The organism is Cronobacter sp. EKM101R, from assembly GCF_963888145.1.
Lineage (GTDB): Bacteria > Pseudomonadota > Gammaproteobacteria > Enterobacterales > Enterobacteriaceae > Cronobacter > Cronobacter turicensis.
This window is the reverse complement of the sequence record NZ_CAWPHW010000002.1, coordinates 80,093-99,215: the sequence shown is the minus strand read 5'-3', so window position 1 is coordinate 99,215 and position 19,123 is coordinate 80,093. Positions and strand designations below refer to the sequence as shown.

The 19,123-nt window shown below is 56.0% G+C and carries 22 protein-coding genes; 6 read left to right on the top strand and 16 right to left on the bottom strand.

Annotated features, from left to right (window positions below):
- Position 1: 1 nt before the first annotated feature.
- From glmM to rlmE, 4 genes are all read right to left on the bottom strand, one after another.
- Entirely contained in the window at positions 2-1,339 is a 1,338-nt protein-coding gene (glmM, locus tag AACV31_RS04225; RefSeq protein WP_007766797.1) for a phosphoglucosamine mutase, read from the bottom strand.
- Positions 1,332-2,180: a dihydropteroate synthase gene (gene folP / locus AACV31_RS04220; RefSeq protein ID WP_146376578.1), complete on the bottom strand. Its 849-nt coding sequence runs from the start codon at positions 2,178-2,180 to the stop codon at positions 1,332-1,334. The genes glmM and folP overlap by 8 nt, the downstream gene beginning before the upstream one ends.
- 90 nt (positions 2,181-2,270) lie before the next feature.
- Entirely contained in the window at positions 2,271-4,205 is a 1,935-nt protein-coding gene (ftsH, locus tag AACV31_RS04215; protein ID WP_004385065.1) for an ATP-dependent zinc metalloprotease FtsH, read from the bottom strand.
- A 56-nt stretch (positions 4,206-4,261) separates the two neighbouring features.
- Positions 4,262-4,891: a 23S rRNA (uridine(2552)-2'-O)-methyltransferase RlmE gene (rlmE, locus tag AACV31_RS04210; RefSeq protein ID WP_004385066.1), complete on the bottom strand. Its 630-nt coding sequence runs from the start codon at positions 4,889-4,891 to the stop codon at positions 4,262-4,264.
- Positions 4,892-5,015: 124 nt separating this feature from the next.
- Here rlmE and yhbY point away from each other — a divergent pair, with 124 nt between their 5' ends.
- Positions 5,016-5,309, top strand: coding sequence for a ribosome assembly RNA-binding protein YhbY (yhbY, locus tag AACV31_RS04205; protein ID WP_007704969.1), 294 nt, complete (start codon positions 5,016-5,018; stop codon positions 5,307-5,309).
- Between the two features lie 220 nt (positions 5,310-5,529).
- On the opposite strand, the gene greA is transcribed toward yhbY, so the two are convergent.
- Positions 5,530-6,006, bottom strand: a complete 477-nt coding sequence (gene greA / locus AACV31_RS04200; protein ID WP_007766791.1) for a transcription elongation factor GreA — start codon at positions 6,004-6,006, stop codon at positions 5,530-5,532.
- 247 nt (positions 6,007-6,253) lie between these two features.
- On the opposite strand from greA, the gene dacB reads away from it, so the two are divergent.
- Genes dacB through pmrB form a run of 3 tightly spaced genes read left to right on the top strand, consistent with a single transcriptional unit; the run spans position 6,254 to position 9,413 of the window.
- Positions 6,254-7,687, top strand: a complete 1,434-nt coding sequence (dacB, locus tag AACV31_RS04195; protein ID WP_075199411.1) for a serine-type D-Ala-D-Ala carboxypeptidase — start codon at positions 6,254-6,256, stop codon at positions 7,685-7,687.
- A gap of 2 nt (positions 7,688-7,689) precedes the next feature.
- Positions 7,690-8,352 (top strand): two-component system response regulator PmrA, encoded by a 663-nt coding sequence (gene pmrA / locus AACV31_RS04190; protein WP_105580819.1) that lies wholly within the window; start codon positions 7,690-7,692, stop codon positions 8,350-8,352.
- The gene (pmrB, locus tag AACV31_RS04185) at positions 8,349-9,413 is read left to right on the top strand and encodes a two-component system sensor histidine kinase PmrB (RefSeq protein WP_165155619.1); all 1,065 of its coding nucleotides are present in this window, start codon (positions 8,349-8,351) and stop codon (positions 9,411-9,413) included. The genes pmrA and pmrB overlap by 4 nt, the downstream gene beginning before the upstream one ends.
- Positions 9,414-9,474: 61 nt before the next feature.
- On the opposite strand, the gene cgtA is transcribed toward pmrB, so the two are convergent.
- The 4 genes from cgtA to rplU all read right to left on the bottom strand — a co-directional run bounded on the left by cgtA (position 9,475) and on the right by rplU (position 12,312).
- The gene (gene cgtA, locus AACV31_RS04180) at positions 9,475-10,647 is read right to left on the bottom strand and encodes an Obg family GTPase CgtA (protein ID WP_012815014.1); all 1,173 of its coding nucleotides are present in this window, start codon (positions 10,645-10,647) and stop codon (positions 9,475-9,477) included.
- 16 nt (positions 10,648-10,663) lie between these two features.
- The gene (locus tag AACV31_RS04175; RefSeq protein ID WP_007766767.1) at positions 10,664-11,629 is read right to left on the bottom strand and encodes a DMT family transporter; all 966 of its coding nucleotides are present in this window, start codon (positions 11,627-11,629) and stop codon (positions 10,664-10,666) included.
- Positions 11,630-11,723: 94 nt separating this feature from the next.
- Positions 11,724-11,981, bottom strand: a complete 258-nt coding sequence (gene rpmA / locus AACV31_RS04170) for a 50S ribosomal protein L27 (RefSeq protein WP_004385076.1) — start codon at positions 11,979-11,981, stop codon at positions 11,724-11,726.
- A 19-nt stretch (positions 11,982-12,000) separates the two neighbouring features.
- Positions 12,001-12,312 (bottom strand): 50S ribosomal protein L21, encoded by a 312-nt coding sequence (gene rplU / locus AACV31_RS04165; protein ID WP_004385077.1) that lies wholly within the window; start codon positions 12,310-12,312, stop codon positions 12,001-12,003.
- Positions 12,313-12,569: 257 nt separating this feature from the next.
- On the opposite strand from rplU, the gene ispB reads away from it, so the two are divergent.
- Both ispB and sfsB read left to right on the top strand, forming a co-directional pair.
- Positions 12,570-13,541, top strand: coding sequence for an octaprenyl diphosphate synthase (gene ispB, locus AACV31_RS04160; RefSeq protein ID WP_007766763.1), 972 nt, complete (start codon positions 12,570-12,572; stop codon positions 13,539-13,541).
- Positions 13,542-13,862: 321 nt separating this feature from the next.
- Positions 13,863-14,126: a DNA-binding transcriptional regulator SfsB gene (sfsB, locus tag AACV31_RS04155; RefSeq protein ID WP_012815011.1), complete on the top strand. Its 264-nt coding sequence runs from the start codon at positions 13,863-13,865 to the stop codon at positions 14,124-14,126.
- Between the two features lie 113 nt (positions 14,127-14,239).
- Here sfsB and murA read toward each other — a convergent pair whose 3' ends face one another.
- The 7 genes from murA to mlaF all read right to left on the bottom strand — a co-directional run bounded on the left by murA (position 14,240) and on the right by mlaF (position 19,047).
- A complete protein-coding gene (gene murA, locus AACV31_RS04150) occupies positions 14,240-15,499 on the bottom strand; it encodes a UDP-N-acetylglucosamine 1-carboxyvinyltransferase (protein ID WP_007766757.1) in 1,260 nt (419 codons plus the stop codon).
- A 52-nt stretch (positions 15,500-15,551) separates the two neighbouring features.
- Complete coding sequence (gene ibaG, locus AACV31_RS04145; protein WP_007766754.1) at positions 15,552-15,809, bottom strand: BolA family iron metabolism protein IbaG; 258 nt, start codon at positions 15,807-15,809, stop codon at positions 15,552-15,554.
- A 124-nt stretch (positions 15,810-15,933) separates the two neighbouring features.
- Positions 15,934-16,236 (bottom strand): lipid asymmetry maintenance protein MlaB, encoded by a 303-nt coding sequence (gene mlaB / locus AACV31_RS04140; protein WP_012815010.1) that lies wholly within the window; start codon positions 16,234-16,236, stop codon positions 15,934-15,936.
- Positions 16,236-16,871: a phospholipid-binding protein MlaC gene (gene mlaC, locus AACV31_RS04135; protein ID WP_075199409.1), complete on the bottom strand. Its 636-nt coding sequence runs from the start codon at positions 16,869-16,871 to the stop codon at positions 16,236-16,238. The genes mlaB and mlaC overlap by 1 nt, the downstream gene beginning before the upstream one ends.
- Before the next feature lie 15 nt (positions 16,872-16,886).
- Positions 16,887-17,438 carry an outer membrane lipid asymmetry maintenance protein MlaD gene (gene mlaD / locus AACV31_RS04130; RefSeq protein ID WP_007766744.1) on the bottom strand — a complete coding sequence of 184 codons (552 nt, stop codon included), beginning with the start codon at positions 17,436-17,438 and terminating at the stop codon, positions 16,887-16,889.
- Between the two features lie 3 nt (positions 17,439-17,441).
- The gene (gene mlaE, locus AACV31_RS04125; RefSeq protein WP_007766743.1) at positions 17,442-18,224 is read right to left on the bottom strand and encodes a lipid asymmetry maintenance ABC transporter permease subunit MlaE; all 783 of its coding nucleotides are present in this window, start codon (positions 18,222-18,224) and stop codon (positions 17,442-17,444) included.
- A 7-nt stretch (positions 18,225-18,231) separates the two neighbouring features.
- A complete protein-coding gene (mlaF, locus tag AACV31_RS04120) occupies positions 18,232-19,047 on the bottom strand; it encodes a phospholipid ABC transporter ATP-binding protein MlaF (protein ID WP_007766740.1) in 816 nt (271 codons plus the stop codon).
- Positions 19,048-19,123 lie beyond the last annotated feature (76 nt).

Genomic DNA, 19,123 nt, shown 5'->3' with positions numbered 1-19,123 from the left:
CTTAAACCGCTTTCACGGCGTCCGCAATCCGGTGCGCAAATTCCGTCACCTGCGCTTCGTCTTCGCCTTCTACCATCACGCGGATGAGCGGCTCGGTACCGGATTTACGCAGCAGCACACGGCCGCGTTTACCCAGCGCCTGTTCTACGTCTTCAGTCACCGCTTTCACGGTGGCATGTTCCAGCGGATCGCCGCTGCCTGGCGTAAAGCGCACGTTGACCAGGATCTGTGGGAAGAGCTTCATGCCACTGCAAAGATCGTGCAGGCTCATATGGTTACGCGCAATCGCGGTTAATACCTGCAGCGCGGCCACAATGCCGTCGCCCGTCGTGGTTTTATCCAGCAAAATGACGTGGCCTGAGTTTTCCGCCCCGATGCGCCAGCCTTTTTCCTGCATTTTCTCAAGCACGTAGCGGTCGCCCACTTTTGCACGCGCAAACGGAATGCCAAGCTGTTTGAGCGCAACTTCAAGCCCCATGTTGCTCATCAGTGTGCCGACCGCGCCGCCGCGCAGCTGTCCCTGACGCAGCCCTTCACGCGCAATGATGTACAGGATCTGGTCGCCATCGACTTTGTTGCCTTCATGGTCGACCATGATGACGCGGTCGCCGTCGCCGTCGAATGCGATACCCAGATCGGCCTTCTCGGCTACCACGCGCTCCTGCAGCAGGCGAACATCTGTCGCGCCGCATTTCTCGTTGATGTTCAGCCCGTCCGGTTCAGAGCCGATAGTAATAACGCGAGCGCCCAGCTCCCGCAGCACGTTAGGCGCGATGTGATACGTCGCGCCGTTAGCGCAATCCACTACGATTTTCAGCCCGTTAAGGCTAAGTTCGTTCGGGAACGTGCCTTTACAGAATTCGATATAACGACCCGCAGCGTCCACAATACGGCTTGCTTTACCCAGCTCTGCGGAATCCACGCAGCTGATTTCTTTCTCCAGCTCCGCTTCAATCGCTTCTTCCACTTCATCCGGCAATTTTGTGCCTTCGATGGAGAAGAATTTAATCCCGTTATCATAGAACGGGTTATGGGAGGCGGAGATAACAATCCCGGCTTCAGCACGGAAAGTACGCGTCAGGTAAGCAACCGCAGGCGTCGGCATCGGCCCGGTGAACAGCGCAGAAAGCCCGGCCGCAGCCAGCCCCGCTTCCAGTGCGGATTCGAGCATGTAGCCAGAAATGCGTGTGTCCTTGCCGATAATGACTTTGCGGGAGCCGTGACGCGCCAGCACCTTGCCCGCCGCCCAGCCAAGTTTCAGGACAAAATCCGGGGTAATCGGCGCATCGCCCACGCGACCGCGAATGCCGTCTGTCCCAAAATATTTACGGTTACTCATAGTATTTTTTATCCTTCGCTGAAAGAGTTGCTTCCACCACGCGCATCGCTTCGACGGTTTCTTTAACGTCATGAACCCGAATAATCTGCGCCCCCTGCATGGCCGCCATCACCGCGCAGGCAAGGCTTCCGGGCAGGCGCTGATCGGGCCCGACGTTAAGTAGTTGTCCAATCATCGATTTACGCGACATTCCCACCAGCAAAGGCATTCCGAAACGCTGGAATTCTGAAAGCCGGGCGAGAAGCTGGTAATTGTGGGTCAGATTTTTACCGAAACCGAATCCCGGGTCGAGTATGATTTTTTCTTTTGTAATGCCTGCCGCTTCGCAGCGGGCGATATGCTGCTCAAAAAAGCGCGTGACGTCGGCAAAAACATCTTCATAGTGCGGCGCCTGCTGCATCGTTTTCGGCTGGCCCTGCATATGCATGAGACACACCGGCAAACCGGTCTCTGCCGCCGCTTCAAGCGCGCCTGGCTCCGTCAGCGAGCGAATATCGTTAATGATATGCGCGCCGACCCGCGCCGACTCGCGGATCACTTCTGGTTTAGACGTATCAACCGACACCCAGACCTCAAAACGCTGCGCCAGCGCTTCCACCACCGGCACCACGCGAGAAAGCTCTTCTTCCACGCTGACTTCCGCCGCCCCAGGGCGCGTCGATTCTCCGCCTACGTCAATGATGGTCGCACCGGCGTTAATCATCGCATTGGCGTGTTTTACCGCCTCTGTCAGCGTGTTGTGCTGACCGCCATCGGAAAAAGAATCCGGCGTGACATTCAGTATCCCCATGACATGCGGATGAGAAAGTTCGAGCGTTGAGCCCTGAGCGAAGAGTTTCATTGCCATTCCCTTATGAACTTGAATGAACGAAAACAGAAAACCCCGGACAGGCCGGGGTTTTAATTAATGCAGCGATGCTACAGCAGGCAATTATTTATCGCCAAACTGCTCAGACATGGTGTTGCCCGGGTTCGGCGTACGCGGTTCATCGACCGGACGCGGCGCACGCGGCGTACCGTTGCTGTCAGAGTTATTGTTGGCGCCCGGATCTTCCCAGCCCGCTGGCGGGCGAACATCACGGCGAGCCATCAGATCGTCGATTTGCGGCGCGTCGATGGTTTCATACTTCATCAGCGCGTCTTTCATGGCATGCAGGATGTCCATGTTATCGTTCAGGATCTGACGAGCGCGATTGTAGTTACGTTCAATCAGGGCTTTAACTTCCTGATCGATGATACGCGCCGTTTCATCTGACATATGCTTGGCTTTCGCCACGCTACGGCCCAGGAATACTTCACCTTCTTCTTCCGCGTACAGCAGCGGACCAAGTTTGTCGGAGAAGCCCCACTGGGTCACCATGTTACGGGCAAGGTTAGTCGCGACTTTAATGTCGTTAGACGCACCAGTGGAGACATGCTCCGGCCCGTAGATAATCTCTTCCGCCAGACGGCCGCCGTACAGCGTAGAAATCTGGCTTTCCAGCTTCTGACGGCTGGCGCTGATAGCGTCGCCCTCAGGCAGGAAGAACGTTACGCCCAGCGCGCGACCGCGCGGGATAATCGTCACTTTATGAACCGGATCGTGCTCTGGCACCAGACGGCCGATAATCGCATGGCCCGCTTCGTGGTACGCGGTGGATTCTTTCTGCGCTTCCGTCATCACCATGGAGCGGCGTTCCGCACCCATCATGATTTTGTCTTTCGCTTTTTCGAACTCAACCATCGATACGACACGTTTGTTGCCGCGCGCGGCAAACAGCGCCGCTTCGTTGACCAGGTTAGCCAGGTCAGCACCGGAGAAGCCAGGCGTACCGCGCGCAATGATTGCCGCGTCGATATCTGGCGCCAGCGGTACGCGACGCATGTGCACTTTCAGGATCTGTTCACGACCACGCACATCCGGCAGACCAACCACGACCTGACGGTCAAAACGGCCTGGGCGCAACAGCGCAGGGTCAAGCACGTCAGGACGGTTAGTCGCCGCGATGACGATAATGCCTTCGTTGCCTTCAAAACCATCCATCTCAACGAGCATCTGGTTCAGGGTCTGCTCACGTTCATCGTGACCACCACCAAGACCGGCGCCACGCTGGCGACCCACGGCATCGATTTCATCGATAAAGATGATGCACGGCGCCGCTTTTTTAGCTTGTTCGAACATGTCGCGAACACGGGACGCACCCACACCCACGAACATTTCTACGAAGTCGGAACCGGAAATGGTAAAGAACGGCACTTTCGCCTCGCCCGCGATAGCTTTCGCCAGCAGGGTTTTACCGGTACCCGGCGGGCCGACCATCAGGACGCCCTTCGGAATTTTACCGCCCAGCTTCTGGAAACGGCTCGGCTCGCGCAAGTATTCCACCAGCTCGCCGACTTCCTCTTTCGCTTCGTCGCAGCCTGCCACGTCAGCGAAAGTGGTTTTGATCTGATCTTCCGTCAGCATGCGCGCCTTGCTTTTGCCGAACGACATGGCGCCTTTGCCACCGCCGCCCTGCATCTGGCGCATAAAGAATATCCAGACCCCAATCAGCAGCAGCATCGGGAACCAGGAGATGAAGATAGTGGCCAGCAGGCTCTGCTCTTCAGGCGGTTCGCCGACAACTTTTACGTTTTTGGTCAGCAGGTTATCAAGGAGTTTGGGATCGTTTACGGGAATATAAGTCGTGTATCGGTTACTATCTTTCTTGGTAACGTTGATTTCACGTCCGTTGATACGCGCTTCGCGAACCTGGTCCTGGTTAACTTCTTGCAGGAAGGTAGAGTAATCCACCCTACGGCCACTCGACTCGCTGGGCCCAAAGCTCTGGAATACTGACATCAGCACAACTGCGATGACCAGCCAGAGTATTAGGTTTTTCGCCATGTCACTCAAGGGATTAACCTCATATTACAACTGTGTTAACAAACAGCGTCAGGGTACTATAGTTTGCGCCCGGTCGCTACAATGTACACTTCACGTGAACGGGCACGAGAAGAGTCCGGTTTACGAACTTTCACCTTCGTAAACAGGGAGCGAATTTCCCGCAGGTACTCATCGAAACCTTCGCCCTGAAACACCTTCACTACAAAACTGCCGCCCGGCGCCAGGACATCCCGACACATCTCAAGCGCCAGTTCCACCAGATACATGGCGCGGGGGATATCTACAGCCGGAGTCCCGCTCATGTTCGGTGCCATATCTGACATGACAACCTGTACTTTACTGTCACCCACGCGTTCCAGTAACGCTTTCATGACTAATTCATCACGAAAGTCGCCCTGAAGGAAGTCCACACCAACGATAGGATCCATTGGTAAAAGATCGCAAGCGATAATACGGCCTGCTCCTCCTATTTGCGTGACCACATACTGTGACCATCCGCCAGGCGCGGCGCCAAGATCGACAACCGTCATTCCTGGTTTAAAAATCTTGTCACTTTGCTGTATTTCATCAAGTTTAAACCAGGCACGGGAACGTAACCCTTTTTTCTGCGCCTGTTGAACATATTTATCGCTAAAGTGTTCCTGTAGCCAGCGACTGGAGCTGGCAGAACGCTTTTTACCTGTCATTTCACATTCCATCCGGGTTCATCGTGAGCCGCAGGCTCAAAAACCCACGTATTGCCATTTGGCGATAATTGGGAGATGGCGGTAGAATGACCCGTTTTCAATCCCAACGTAAGCAAAAAATACGATGAATCTGAGTACTAAACAAAAACAGCACCTGAAAGGTCTCGCCCATCCGCTCAAGCCGGTGGTTATGCTTGGCAACAATGGTTTGACCGAAGGGGTACTGGCCGAGATTGAACAAGCGCTTGAGCACCATGAGTTAATCAAGGTGAAGATCGCCACTGAAGACCGCGAAACTAAAACCCTGGTTGTGGATGCCATCGTGCGTGAAACCGGCGCCTGTAATGTACAGGTCATCGGAAAAACGCTGGTGCTCTACCGCCCGTCAAAGGAACGTAAAATTTCGCTGCCCCGCTAAGCGGTGGGTTTTGCGAGCGATCGCAGAAGCCGCAAACTACAGGCAAGGGTGCAAAATGCCACGCCCCGTTTGTTGATAAAAGGCCGCTTAGCGGCCTTTTTCCTTTCTTTACAATCTGAACGGTATTGCTGTCATGCCGGTTGAGGTGAATCGCACAAATCAGCCAGTCTGACTATCAGGCGTGTCTCTTACCGAAAAAACAACCGTTCAGAGGCTGGCGTTAAAGATAATCGACTTTGATAATCTCAAATTCAACCTGCCCGCCCGGGGTGTTAATGGTCACCACGTCGTCCAACTCTTTACCCACCAGACCGCGCGCGATAGGCGAGTTCACAGAAATGAGATTCTGTTTGAAGTCTGCTTCGTCGTCGCCAACGATGCGGTACGTCTGCTCTTCGTCAGTATCCAGGTTCAGTACCGTAACGGTAGAGCCGAAAATCACACGGCCATTGTTAGGCATCTTAGTGATATCAATCACCTGAGCGTTCGACAGCTTCGCTTCGATATCTTTAATACGCCCTTCGCAGAAACCCTGTTGCTCGCGAGCAGCATGGTATTCGGCATTTTCTTTCAGATCGCCATGCTCGCGGGCATCGGCGATGGCGGCGATGATTTCCGGACGACGCACGGATTTCAGATACTCCAGCTCTTCGCGTAATTTCTCAGCGCCACGTAAGGTCATCGGAATAGGTTGCATTTGTTATACCTCTCACTGTCCTGTTAAGAACGGTTCACAGCCCGCTCCGGCTGCACGCCAGCCCGGAAAACCTTCCAGCCCCGGACGGCAAACAAAAGAAAACTGACCCGGAGACAAAGCCCCAGGTCAGGAACGATTTTGCAATTTGATACGTATTTTACCCTGAAGTTCCCGAAGGGTCATCGTTTACTTTGCAGGGCGATGCGCCTTAGTATGACGGCACGTTTCCAGCTGTTACCGCGAGATTATGCGATTTTCCAGATTTGCTGTCGGATTGACCACCAGTGTAGCCCTGAATGCCAGTGCCGCCAATGTTGAAGAGTATATCAATCAGTTACCCGCCGGCGCGAATCTCGCCCTGATGGTGCAAAAAGTCGGAGCCAGCTCCCCTGAGATTGATTTTCACAGCCAGCAGATGGCGTTGCCTGCCAGTACGCAAAAAGTGATTACTGCGCTGGCCGCGCTATTGCAGCTTGGGCCAGACTACCGCTTCACCACCACGCTTGAGAGCCGTGGCGATGTGCGCGATGGCGTACTTGATGGCGATTTAATTGCGCGTTTCACCGGCGACCCAACCTTTAAGCGTCAGGATATGCGCAATATGGTGACGGCGCTGAAAAAAGCGGGCGTTCAGCAAATAAAAGGAAACGTGCTGATCGATACCTCCGCTTTCGCAAGCCATGATAAAGCGCCCGGCTGGCCGTGGAACGACATGACCCAATGCTTCAGCGCCCCGCCGTCGGCCGCTATCGTCGATCGCAACTGTTTTTCGGTGTCGCTTTACAGCGCCCCGCAAGCGGGCGAACCGGCATTTGTGCGTATCGCCTCTTATTATCCGGTCAACGTCTACAGCCAGGTGAAAACCCTGCCGCGCGGCTCGTCGGAAGCGCAGTATTGCGAGCTGGACGTGGTGACAGGCGATTTGAACCGTTATACGTTGACAGGCTGCATGACGCAGCGCGCCGATCCGCTGCCGCTGGCCTTCGCGATTCAGGATGGCGCGGGCTATGCCGGCGCGATACTTAAAGCGGAGTTGAAACAGGCCGGCATCACCTATAACGGCACGCTGCTGCGCCAGACGCAGCCCAACGAGCCGGGGACGGTTATCGCGAGCCGTCAGTCTCCGCCGCTGCACGATCTCCTGCGCGTAATGTTAAAGAAATCCGACAATATGATCGCCGACACGGTGTTTCGCACCATCGGGCGTAATTTCTACGGCGTACCCGGCACCTGGCGCGCAGGCTCTGACGCCGTTCGCCAGATCCTGCGTCAGAAGGCGGGCGTGGATTTAGGCAATACTATCGTGGTGGATGGTTCCGGCCTGTCGCGCCATAATCTGATAGCGCCCGCGACGATGATGCAGGTGCTGCAATACATCGCCCGCAATGACAGCCAGCTGAATTTTATCTCTATGCTGCCGCTGGCGGGGCATGACGGATCTCTGCTGTACCGCGCAGGTCTTCATGAGGCGGGCGTTGACGGCAAAGTGTCCGCCAAAACCGGCTCGCTGCAGGGGGTTTATAACCTGGCGGGCTTTATTACAACGGCCAGCGGACAGCGCATGGCGTTTGTTCAATATCTTTCCGGCTATGCCGTAGAGCCTACCGATCAGCGCAACCGCCGTATTCCGCTGGTGCGCTTTGAAAGCCGGCTCTATCGCGACCTTTACCAGAATAATTAACGATGAAACTGCTGATAGTCGAAGATGATCTGCTGTTACAGGAAGGACTGGCGCTGGCGCTCGGTAACGAGGGCTATGCGCTGGATTGCGCCACGAATGCAGCCGAAGGCGACGCCCTGCTCCAGAGCGGCGAGTACAGCCTGATTATTCTCGATTTAGGCCTGCCGGACAAAGACGGCGCCACGTTGCTTAGCCAGTGGCGCCGGAGCGGCGTGACAACCCCCGTGTTAATTCTGACGGCGCGCGATGCGCTGGAAGACCGCGTCAGCGGGCTTGATGCAGGCGCGGATGACTATCTGGTCAAACCCTTTGCACTGGCGGAACTTCACGCCCGGGCGCGGGCGCTGATTCGCCGCTATCAGGGACATAGCGACAATCTGCTACAGCACGACGACATTACGCTCAACCTGCAAACGCAGCAGGTACTGCTCCAGGGACTGCCCGTAGAAGTGACACCGAAAGAGTTCGCGTTGCTCACCCGCCTGATGATGCGTATCGGCCAGACTGTGCATCGCGAAACCCTGCAGCAGGATATCTACAGCTGGCAGGACGATCCCAGCTCCAATACGCTGGAAGTGCATATCCATAACCTGCGCCGTAAGCTTGGCAAAACGCGCATCCGCACCATACGCGGCGTGGGCTACCGGCTGGAGCGCCCTTCATGAACAGCATGCGTCGTCGGCTGATGCTGATGCTCGCGCTTATTCTGCTTTTCTTTCAGCTCATTAGTGTTGTCTGGCTCTGGCACGAAAGCCGCGAACAGATAAGTTTTCTGGTCAATGAAACGCTGTCAGCCAAATCCCGTACCCATCATGTCGAGAAAGAGATCCGCGAGGCGATCGCCTCTCTGCTGGTGCCGTCACTGGTGATGGTCGGATTTACCCTGTTCTTCTCTTTTTGGGCCGTCACGTGGATAACCCGCCCGCTCAGCCAGCTTAGCCGGACACTCGCCAGGCGCTCAGCGGATAATCTCTCTCCCGTGCCCGTCGCTTCCGCAATGGAAGAGATAAGCGCGGTGACGCTCTCGCTTAACCAGCTTTTTTCACGGCTCGATCACACCATCCAGCAGGAGCGTCTGTTCACGGCGGATGCGGCCCATGAGTTACGCACGCCGCTGGCGGGTATTCGCCTGCATCTGGAGCTGATGGAGCAATCTGGCGTCTCTCAGGCCACACCGTTGCTCGCGCGTATCGATCGTCTGATGCATACCGTTGAACAACTGCTGATGCTGTCGCGCGCGGGCCAGGCGCTGGCGAGCGGGCATCATGAAACGTTGTGCTGGAATGAAGATATTCTTGCGCCGCTGCACAGTGAGCTGGACGAGCTGGCGGGACAACGCGGGCAGCGTATTGTCTGGCCTCATGACGAGACGACACTGCGCGTTCAGGGTGATGCCGTGTTGCTGCGCCTGATGCTGCGAAATCTGCTGGAAAACGCGTCGCGGTACAGTCCTGAGCAAAGCTGCATTGAGGTGCGGTTATCGTCTGACGAGGGCGGCAGCCGCCTGACCGTAATCGATGAAGGCCCAGGGATCCCGCAGGCGCAGCGTGAGGCGATTACCGAACCTTTCCGGCGGCTGGATCAGCGCTATGGCGGCAGCGGCCTGGGGCTGAGCATTGTGCAGCGTATTGTGCATTTACATCGCGGCAGGTTGATTCTGGAAGATGGGCCGAACGGCGGACTTATGGCTTCATGCTGGCTACCGGAAGAGATTAACCAGTCATAAGCAGGTGGAACATTTATAGGTTCATGCCATTAAAAAAGGCCGGTTTCCCGGCCTTTTTCTGTTAACGCTGATACACGATTTCGACGCCTTCGTCGTCATCTTCGTCCCAGTCGTCATCCCACTCTTCTTCTGCTTCCGCTTCCATCTCTTCGAGTTGCTGGCGATGATAGTCATCCCACATAAACTCGACTTTTTCTGGCTGCTTCTCTTCTGTTTCGTGAACGACCGGGTTTTCGATGATGAAGTGCATCACGTCCCAGCAGAGATCTTTCACGTTCATCTGGCTCGCCGCGGAGATCAGATAATATTTTTCGTCCCAGCCCAGCGCTTCGGCGATAGCTTTCGCTTTCGCTTCCGCTTCTTCACGGCTCAGCAGGTCGATTTTATTGAAGACCAGCCAGCGCGGCTTGGAAGCCAGCTTCTCGCTGTACTTCTCAAGCTCGCCCACGATAATACGGGCGTTTTCTGCCGGATCAGAGCCGTCGATCGGATCGAGATCGATCAGGTGCAGCAGTACGCGACAACGCTCAAGGTGCTTCAGGAAGCGAATACCGAGGCCTGCGCCTTCCGCCGCGCCTTCGATAAGACCCGGAATATCGGCGACCACAAAGCTTTTTTCGTTATCCATACGCACGACGCCAAGGCTTGGCACCAGCGTGGTAAACGGATAATCCGCCACTTTCGGCTTCGCCGCGGAGACCGCGCGAATAAACGTGGATTTACCGGCGTTCGGCATACCCAGCATACCGACGTCTGCCAGCAGCATCAGTTCCAGTTGCAGATCGCGTTTCTCGCCCGGCGTGCCCATGGTTTTCTGGCGCGGAGTACGGTTAACGGAAGATTTGAAGCGGGTGTTGCCAAGGCCGTGCCAGCCGCCCTTCGCCACCATCAGACGCTGACCGTGTTTGGTCATGTCGCCCATCGTTTCGCCCGTACCCTGATCGATAACGCGCGTCCCGACCGGCACTTTGACCGTCACGTCTTTACCGCGTTTACCGGTGCAGTCGCGGCTCTGGCCGTTCTGACCACGCTCGGCGCGGAAGGATTTCTCGAAGCGGTAATCGATAAGGGTATTGAGGTTTTCATCGGCCTCAAGCCAGACGTCGCCACCATCACCGCCATCGCCGCCGTCAGGGCCGCCTTTCGGGATATATTTTTCACGACGGAAGCTTACGCAGCCGTTACCGCCGTCACCCGCCACGACCAGGATCGCAGCTTCATCAACAAACTTCATTTTACTTCTCCGTAATTCATTCGCCCGAGCGGGGGATGACTCCAACCGCTTCGTTTTTACGCCACCGCCCCCAAAGACGGTGACCAATGGCGGAATACATCGCACCCGCAACCACGACAAACGCACCGAGATAACCCAACAGGTTTAACATCGGTCTGGCGAAGAAATCGGGCCAGGCAACAGATAACACATCTGAAAATATTAAGGTAAACAGTGGGGTAAGCGTAATAATGGCGCTCACCTGCGCAGCCTGCCATCTCGCCATCGCTTCCGCCAGCGCGCCATACCCCACCAGGGTATTCAGGCCGCAAAAAATCAGGCAGGCCAGTTGCCACGAACTTAGCTGAAACAGCACGCCAGGCTTCGCCAGCGGCAACAGCGCAATAGTACATAAAGTGTACAGCAAAAAGAGGATCTGTTGCGAGGCCAGACGACGCAGCAGCACCTTCTGCGCCACGCCATAGCTGACCCAGACTGTCGCCGCGCCAACCCCGAATATCACACCCCACGTGTAATCCGTCAGGCGCGTAAAGATCTCTATCAGGCTGGTGTTGAAAAACATCACCAGCCCGCAAAGCAGCATTATTGCCCCAATGATCTGCGTGCCGCGCATCTTCTCCTTAAGGATCAGAACGCTTGCCACCATCATTCCGACCGGTGAAAGCTGACCGATCACCTGCGATGCCGTGGGGCTAAGATATTGCAGGGAAGAACTGAACAGAATGAAGTTACCGAAGAGCCCGCCTGTCGCTATCGCGAGCAACGCCAGCCAGCGCGGTTTACGAAACAAGCCCATCGGCGGCAGCCTGCCTTTGATGGCAAGGATCAGCCCAAGTCCGATGCCCGCCATCAGAAAGCGGTAAAACACCACGGTGGGCGGCTCCATTACTTCCAGAACCTGCTTCATTGCAATTGGCAGCGCACCCCAGCACATTGCGGTCGTAAGCGCCAAAAGGATACCAATGCCGGCCTGCTGCTTCATGCCCGTTTCCCTACAGAAAGATTACCGGGTTTCCAATGTAAAAAGCCCCGCAACAGGTTGCGGGGCTTTAATCCGTTACCGGACCGAGAAAACCTTACTCAGCAACGATGCTGATGTATTTACGGTTGTTCGGGCCTTTAACTTCAAATTTCACTTTACCGTCTGCTTTAGCAAACAGAGTGTGGTCACGACCGCAACCTACGTTGTTGCCAGCGTGGAATTTGGTGCCACGTTGACGAACAATGATGCTACCCGCCAGAACGGACTCGCCACCGAAACGCTTAACGCCAAGGCGTTTAGCTTCTGAATCGCGACCGTTACGTGTGGAGCCGCCAGCCTTTTTATGTGCCATTTAAATCTCTCCTCAGGTCTTAGGCGCTGATGCCAGTAATTTTCACATCAGTGAACCACTGACGGTGGCCCTGCTGCTTACGGTAGTGTTTACGACGACGAAACTTAACGATTTTAACTTTCTCGCCACGACCGTGAGCAACAACTTCAGCTTTGATTACGCCGCCATCAACGAAAGGAACGCCGATTTTGACATCTTCACCGTTTGCGATCATCAGAACTTCAGCGAACTCAACAGTTTCGCCAGTTGCGATGTCCAGCTTTTCCAGGCGAACGGTCTGACCTTCGCTTACTCGGTGTTGTTTACCACCACTTTGGAAAACCGCGTACATATAGAACTCCGCTTCCGCGCACGCCTTCTGCATGATCAGAGTGCGCTATAAATATTCACAATAGGGCGCGAATATTACGCAAATCGGGACGCTTTGACAAGCCCGTTTGTTGTTCGGTGCGGAAAAAAAACACAACCGTGACGGCGGCGTTTATCTGCCGCGTTTTTCCGGTACAATCTGTACTACATTTAGAATCCACGATCCTTACCTTCTCCCTTACAGACTGTGGTAAACAGGACGATAGCCAGACTTTTGCGATGAATTTAGAAAAAATTAATGAGTTAACCGCGCAAGATATGGCCGGTGTCAACGCGACCATCCTTGAACAGCTCAATTCCGACGTACAGCTTATCAATCAGCTGGGCTATTACATTGTCAGCGGCGGCGGCAAACGCATTCGCCCGATGATCGCGGTGCTCGCTGCGCGCGCGCTGGGTTATGAGGGGAAAGCGCACGTCACTATCGCCGCGCTCATTGAATTTATCCACACCGCCACGCTGCTGCATGACGACGTGGTGGATGAATCCGATATGCGTCGCGGAAAAGCAACGGCGAATGCCGCTTTCGGCAACGCCGCCAGCGTTCTGGTGGGAGATTTTATTTACACCCGCGCGTTTCAGATGATGACGAGCCTGGGATCGATCAAAGTGCTTGAGGTGATGTCAGAAGCGGTCAACGTGATCGCGGAAGGCGAAGTGCTTCAGCTGATGAACGTGAACGATCCCGACATCACCGAAGAGAGCTACATGCGCGTGATTTACAGCAAAACCGCACGGCTCTTCGAAGCGGCGGCGCAGTGTTCCGGCATCCTGGCAGGCGCCAGCGAAGCGCAGGAGCGCGCGTTGCAGGATTATGGCCGCTATCTTGGCACCGCATTCCAGCTGATCGACGATCTGCTGGATTACAGCGCTGACGGCGAACGCCTCGGTAAAAACGTCGGTGACGATCTTAACGAAGGCAAACCGACGCTTCCGCTGCTGCACGCGATGCACAACGGCACGCCGGCGCAGGCGCAGATGATCCGCGAGGCGATCGAACAAGGCAACGGGCGACATCTGCTGGATCCGGTGCTGGAAACGATGGCGGCCTGCGGCTCGCTGGAGTGGACGCGCACGCGTGCTGAAGAAGAAGCAGATAAAGCCATCGCCGCGCTTGAAATTCTCTCCCCTTCCCCCTGGCGCGACGCCCTGATTGCGCTGGCGCATATGTCGGTCCAGCGCGACCACTAACGCTATTCCGCGCCAGCTGGCGCGGAAATATTTCCGCTTTTATCACTGTGCGTTATGAAAGCGAAGCTCATAAAACTTCCCATAATGTCTGTCTGATTTCTCGTCTTTTCTGTTACGCCTCTTCAGGATCGCCCGCGCCGAAACACGGATCGTTTCGTTCGCCAGCCCTTGCAGCACTTACATTTTCTTTGTGGTTATAAGCACACTTTTGAATACAACCAAAACTAACTGGAACCTTTTAGAAAATTTTGTGCTATAAATAATCAATCAGTTCCCCCGGGAACTGCGCAGGGGGTTTTAATGCCGTAACAGGGAGGAAGCATGGAACGTAAGTTTATCGACTGGCACCCCGCCGATATTGTCGCCGCGCTACGCAAGAAAGGCTCATCACTGGCCGCGGAGTCTCGTAAAGCAGGCCTGAGTTCATCAACGCTTGCCAATGCGCTGACGCGCCCCTGGCCGCGCGGCGAGAAAATCATTGCCGAGGCGCTGGGCACCGAGCCGTGGATCATCTGGCCTTCACGCTATCACGATCCGATCACACACGAATTTATCGATCGCTCGCGTTTGATTCGTCATCGCTGACGCCGCCGGAATCACCGCTTTTCCTTAATCCATAAAAAAAGCCCGCCGGGAGCGGCTGAGTATCAGCGTTTCCCGACAGGCTTATCGCAGGCTCCGCACTGGCGGAGCAGGCGTTATTCGCCTTTTATGCGCTCAATGTTCGCACCCAGCGCACGCAACTTATCTTCGATGCCTTCATAACCGCGATCGATGTGATAAATGCGATCCACAACGGTGGTGCCTTCCGCGATGCAACCCGCCAGCACCAGGCTTGCAGATGCGCGCAGGTCAGTCGCCATCACCTGAGCGCCGGAAAGTTTCTCAACGCCGTGGCAAATGACCGTATTGCTTTCGATTTCCGCATGCGCGCCCATACGGATAAGCTCCGGCACGTGCATAAAACGGTTTTCAAAAATGGTCTCGGTAATCACGCCGGTCCCTTCAGCCACCAGGTTCAGCAGCGTGAACTGCGCCTGCATATCCGTCGGGAAAGCCGGGTGCGGCGCCGTGCGCACGTTTACCGCTTTCGGGCGTTTGCCGTGCATATCGAGGCTGATCCAGTCTTCGCCGGTTTCGATATCGGCACCGGCTTCGCGCAGTTTCGCCAGCACCGCATCCAGCGTGTCAGGACGCGTATTGTGGCACATCACTTTACCGCCGGAGATCGCAGCGGCCACCAGGAACGTGCCGGTTTCGATGCGGTCCGGCAGAACGCGATAGACGCCGCCGCCCAGGCGCTCAACGCCTTCGATAGTGATCTTATCGGTACCCTGACCGGTGATTTTCGCACCGAGGGTATTGAGGAAATTTGCGGTATCGACAATCTCCGGCTCGCGCGCGGCGTTTTCAATAACCGTAGTGCCTTCGGCAAGCGTCGCGGCGGACATAATGGTAACGGTGGCGCCAACGCTCACTTTATCCATCACGATATGCGCGCCTTTCAGGCGACCCTGGACAGACGCTTTGACATAGCCCTCTTCCAGTTTGATTTCCGCGCCCAGCTGCTCAAGACCGGTAATGTGTAAATCGACCGGACGCGCGCCGATAGCGCAGCCGCCCGGCAGAGAAACCTGGCCCTGACCGAAACGCGCCACCAGCGGGCCGAGCGCCCAGATAGAGGCGCGCATGGTTTTCACCAGTTCATACGGCGCGCAGAAGATGTTGACCTGGCTTGCATCGATCCAGACAGAGCCGTTACGCTCCACTTTGGTCCCGAGCTGGCTCAGCAGCTTCATGGTGGTATCGATATCTTTAAGCTTCGGTACGTTTTGAATTTCTACAGGCTCTTCAGCCAGCAGGGCGGCAAAAAGGATCGGCAGAGCGGCGTTTTTCGCCCCTGAGATCGTCACTTCGCCGGAAAGGCGGCCTGACCCCTGCACACGGAATTTATCCATCAGAACTGTTCTCTGTTATTCAATCAATTGCTGTCGGCGTAACGCCCACAGCTCAAAAACCGTTGAGTTTGCGCTCGCGTTCCCATTCCTGGGGCGTAAACGTTTTGATGGAGACCGCATGAATGCGGTTATCGGCGATGAACTCCATCAGCGGGCCGTAGACCGCCTGCTGTTTCTTCACACGGCTCATAGCGCCAAACAGCTCACCCACAGCAATGACCTGAAAGTGGCTGCCATCGCCGGAGGAGACGTGGACTTCCTGGAGAGGCAGTGCATTCATCAGCACCGTCTGAATTTCATGATTTTCCATGGGCTTTATTCATTATTCAGTGAAAACAGCCCAACATCTTAGAGCAAAGTGGCGCTGTCTTAAACAAGCAAAAAAGCCCCGCCGGGGACACGGACGGGGCTTTATCAGTAACGTGCTGAAAATATTAGTCTGTCGAGGTCGGCAGAAGGTTTTCCGGCAGGTTGTAAAGTTTCGCAAGCGTCGTCAGATTCTCGCTCATGCCTTCAAGCTTCACCCCACGTCCGCCCGCCTGGGTCAGCGCCACCAGATGCACCAGCAGCGCCAGCCCGGCGGTATCGACGCGGGCAAGGCCGCTGAGATCGATGCGCTGCAAGCCGTCTGTGAGGGACTGCCGCTGCTCCCACAGGGGCAGCAGCGTTTCGCGATCCAGCGTACCGTTTAAGCGCAACTGCGCTCCTTGACGCTCCCAGTCCAGTTCCGCGGACATTACTGCTTCTGATCCAGCGTAATCGGCTGACGAGAGATGGATTTCAGCTGCTCGGTCAGGCCATCGATGCCTTTCTGGCGCAGCAGATCGCTCCACTCATTCTGTTTGGTCGTAATCATGCTCACGCCTTCGGCGATCATGTCATACGCCTGCCAGTGACCGGTCTGGCTGTTTTTACGCCACTGGAAATCCAGACGTACCGGCGGACGACCATTCGGATCGACGATGGTGACGCGAATCGGCACGATATTAGCGTCGCCCAGCGGCTGCTCCGGCGCAATCTGGTAAGTCTGGCCGTGGTACATCGCCAGCGCCTGGCCGTAGGCCTGTTTCAGGTATTCGCGAAACGCGGCGAAATAGGCTTCGCGCTGCGCCGGGGTCGCTTCTTTGTAATAGCGGCCCAGCACCAGCGCGCCGGCGTATTTCACCTGGACATACGGCAGCAGTTCCTGATCGACGATATCGCGCAGGTAGTTCGGGTTCTGACGGATTTGCGGCTGTTCATTTTTCAGACGGTCAAACGTTTTCTTTGCCGCCTCGTTCATCAGCTTATACGGGTTGGATTGATCCGCCGCGGCAGCAGTGGCAAGCGGTGCAATCACCAGCATGGCGACCATTAAAAGACGTTTAAACATATCCGTTTCTCCTGATTAGTTCGTCGCGCCGGCAGGCGGCGTCGCGTTATCCGGTTGGGCGGCGGTGCCCTGCTCACCGCCCTCTTTCTGGTTGTCGCCGCTGTTGCTCTTATAGAGGAACTGGCCAATCAGATCTTCAAGCACCATAGCGGATTTGGTGTCCTGAATGGTGGCGCCATCCTTAAGGATAGTGGTTCCCAGCTCAGGATCTTCAAAACCGACGTTTAGCGCCAGATATTGTTCCCCCAGCAGGCCGGAAGTACGAATCGCCAGCGAGCTGGTATCGGGAATATGATCGTAGCGCTGTTCGATATCCATCGCGACGCGCGGCAGGTAGGTTTTCGGATCCAGCGTGATGTCGGAAACACGGCCAATCACCACGCCGCCAATGCGTACCGGCGAGTGCGATTTCAGGCCGCCGATATTATCAAAGGTGGCATAAAGCCGGTATGTCGGTTCAGCCCGCAGCGAGGTGACATCCGCGACTTTCAGACAAATGAACAGCGCGGCCAGCAGCGCCACGAGCATAAAAGCGCCAACCCAAATCTCAAATTTCTTCGTTTGCATGCGTTAGTTCCCAAACATCAATGCGGTAAGCACAAAATCAAGGCCAAGCACGGCCAGTGAAGCGTGCACAACGGTACGTGTAGTTGCCCGGCTGATCCCGGCCGACGTCGGGATCGCGTCGTAACCGTTAAATAACGCAATCCAGGTCACCGTAATGGCAAACACCACGCTTTTAATCAAACAGTTAATCAGGTCCATACGCCAGTCGACGGCGTCCTGCATGGCGGACCAGAAAAAGCCGGCATCGATGCCTTTCCAGTTCACGCCGACCAGCGACCCGCCCCAGACGCCCACCGCCACGAAAATAACCGTCAGCAGCGGCAGTGAAATTACGCCCGCCCAGAAGCGCGGCGAAATCACGCGGCGCAGCGGATCGACCGCCATCATCTCCATACTGGAGAGCTGCTCGGTCGCTTTCATCAGCCCAATTTCCGCCGTCAGCGCCGAACCGGCGCGACCGGCGAACAGCAGCGCGGCGACAACCGGCCCCAGCTCACGCAGCAGCGACAGCGCCACCAGCATGCCGAGGCTCGTTTCCGCGCCGTAAGTAGTGAGTACCAGATAGCCCTGCAGGCCCAGCACCATCCCGATAAACAGCCCCGAGACGATGATGATAATCATCGACAGGACGCCCACGTGATAGAGCTGGCGCACCAGCAGCGGGCCGTGTTTGCGAAACTCCGGCTTGCCGACGATGGCATTGAATAACATCAGCCCGGCGCGGCCGAAGGAGGCGCTGAATTTAAGCCCGCGTTGCCCCATCGACGCCAGTAAATTTAACAGCATGAGCAGACTAACTCCCTGTTGGCGAAATCAGATCGTGGTGATAATCCCCGGCGGGATAGCGGAAAGGCACCGGCCCGTCGGCAATGCCGTCGAGGAACTGGCGCACGCGTGGATCGGCATTCTCTTGTAACGCCTGGGCGCTGCCCTGCGCGACAATCCGTTTGTCGGCGACGATATACGCATAATCCGCAATGCTGAGGACTTCCGGCACGTCATGCGACACCACCACGCAGGTGACGCCAAGCGCGCTGTTCAGCTCGGAAATCAGCTTCACCAGCACACCCATGGTGATAGGGTCCTGACCGACGAATGGCTCGTCGAACATAATGAGATCCGGCTCCAGCGCAATAGCGCGCGCCAGTGCGGCGCGGCGCGCCATGCCGCCAGAGAGTTCAGAAGGCATCAGCTTTGCGGCGCCGCGCAGCCCTACGGCTTCAAGCTTCATCATCACCGTGCTGCGCAGCAGCGGCTCCGGCAGGCGGGTATGCTCGCGCAGCGGGTAGGCGACGTTTTCAAAGACGTTCAGATCGGTAAACAGCGCGCCGGACTGGAACAACATGCTCATGCGCTTGCGCACTTCATAGAGCCGCGAGCGGGACATGGCGGGAATATTTTCGCCATCAAACAGAATTTCGCCGCAGTCAGGCGCGATTTGCCCGCCAATCAGGCGCAGCAGCGTGGTTTTACCAATCCCTGACGGCCCCATAATGGCCGTTACCTTACCGCGCGGGACGGTAAGCGAGATATTATCAAAAATAGATCGGTTGCCGCGCGTAAAGCTCACGCCGCGCACGTCAATCAATGTCTCACCGATCTGGCTCATCAACGCATCCTTTAAGGTTCGCAGAGTTGTTCATAATGGCGCCAGTCGACACCGCAAAGGGGTTATTTTTACAGAA

Coding starts and splice junctions, on each gene's coding strand:
- glmM (WP_007766797.1), bottom strand. CDS start 1,339: ATGAGTAACCGTAAATATTTTGGGACAGACGGCATTCGCGGTCGCGTG.
- folP (WP_146376578.1), bottom strand. CDS start 2,180: ATGAAACTCTTCGCTCAGGGCTCAACGCTCGAACTTTCTCATCCGCAT.
- ftsH (WP_004385065.1), bottom strand. CDS start 4,205: ATGGCGAAAAACCTAATACTCTGGCTGGTCATCGCAGTTGTGCTGATG.
- rlmE (WP_004385066.1), bottom strand. CDS start 4,891: ATGACAGGTAAAAAGCGTTCTGCCAGCTCCAGTCGCTGGCTACAGGAA.
- yhbY (WP_007704969.1), top strand. CDS start 5,016: ATGAATCTGAGTACTAAACAAAAACAGCACCTGAAAGGTCTCGCCCAT.
- greA (WP_007766791.1), bottom strand. CDS start 6,006: ATGCAACCTATTCCGATGACCTTACGTGGCGCTGAGAAATTACGCGAA.
- dacB (WP_075199411.1), top strand. CDS start 6,254: ATGCGATTTTCCAGATTTGCTGTCGGATTGACCACCAGTGTAGCCCTG.
- pmrA (WP_105580819.1), top strand. CDS start 7,690: ATGAAACTGCTGATAGTCGAAGATGATCTGCTGTTACAGGAAGGACTG.
- pmrB (WP_165155619.1), top strand. CDS start 8,349: ATGAACAGCATGCGTCGTCGGCTGATGCTGATGCTCGCGCTTATTCTG.
- cgtA (WP_012815014.1), bottom strand. CDS start 10,647: ATGAAGTTTGTTGATGAAGCTGCGATCCTGGTCGTGGCGGGTGACGGC.
- AACV31_RS04175 (WP_007766767.1), bottom strand. CDS start 11,629: ATGAAGCAGCAGGCCGGCATTGGTATCCTTTTGGCGCTTACGACCGCA.
- rpmA (WP_004385076.1), bottom strand. CDS start 11,981: ATGGCACATAAAAAGGCTGGCGGCTCCACACGTAACGGTCGCGATTCA.
- rplU (WP_004385077.1), bottom strand. CDS start 12,312: ATGTACGCGGTTTTCCAAAGTGGTGGTAAACAACACCGAGTAAGCGAA.
- ispB (WP_007766763.1), top strand. CDS start 12,570: ATGAATTTAGAAAAAATTAATGAGTTAACCGCGCAAGATATGGCCGGT.
- sfsB (WP_012815011.1), top strand. CDS start 13,863: ATGGAACGTAAGTTTATCGACTGGCACCCCGCCGATATTGTCGCCGCG.
- murA (WP_007766757.1), bottom strand. CDS start 15,499: ATGGATAAATTCCGTGTGCAGGGGTCAGGCCGCCTTTCCGGCGAAGTG.
- ibaG (WP_007766754.1), bottom strand. CDS start 15,809: ATGGAAAATCATGAAATTCAGACGGTGCTGATGAATGCACTGCCTCTC.
- mlaB (WP_012815010.1), bottom strand. CDS start 16,236: ATGTCCGCGGAACTGGACTGGGAGCGTCAAGGAGCGCAGTTGCGCTTA.
- mlaC (WP_075199409.1), bottom strand. CDS start 16,871: ATGTTTAAACGTCTTTTAATGGTCGCCATGCTGGTGATTGCACCGCTT.
- mlaD (WP_007766744.1), bottom strand. CDS start 17,438: ATGCAAACGAAGAAATTTGAGATTTGGGTTGGCGCTTTTATGCTCGTG.
- mlaE (WP_007766743.1), bottom strand. CDS start 18,224: ATGCTGTTAAATTTACTGGCGTCGATGGGGCAACGCGGGCTTAAATTC.
- mlaF (WP_007766740.1), bottom strand. CDS start 19,047: ATGAGCCAGATCGGTGAGACATTGATTGACGTGCGCGGCGTGAGCTTT.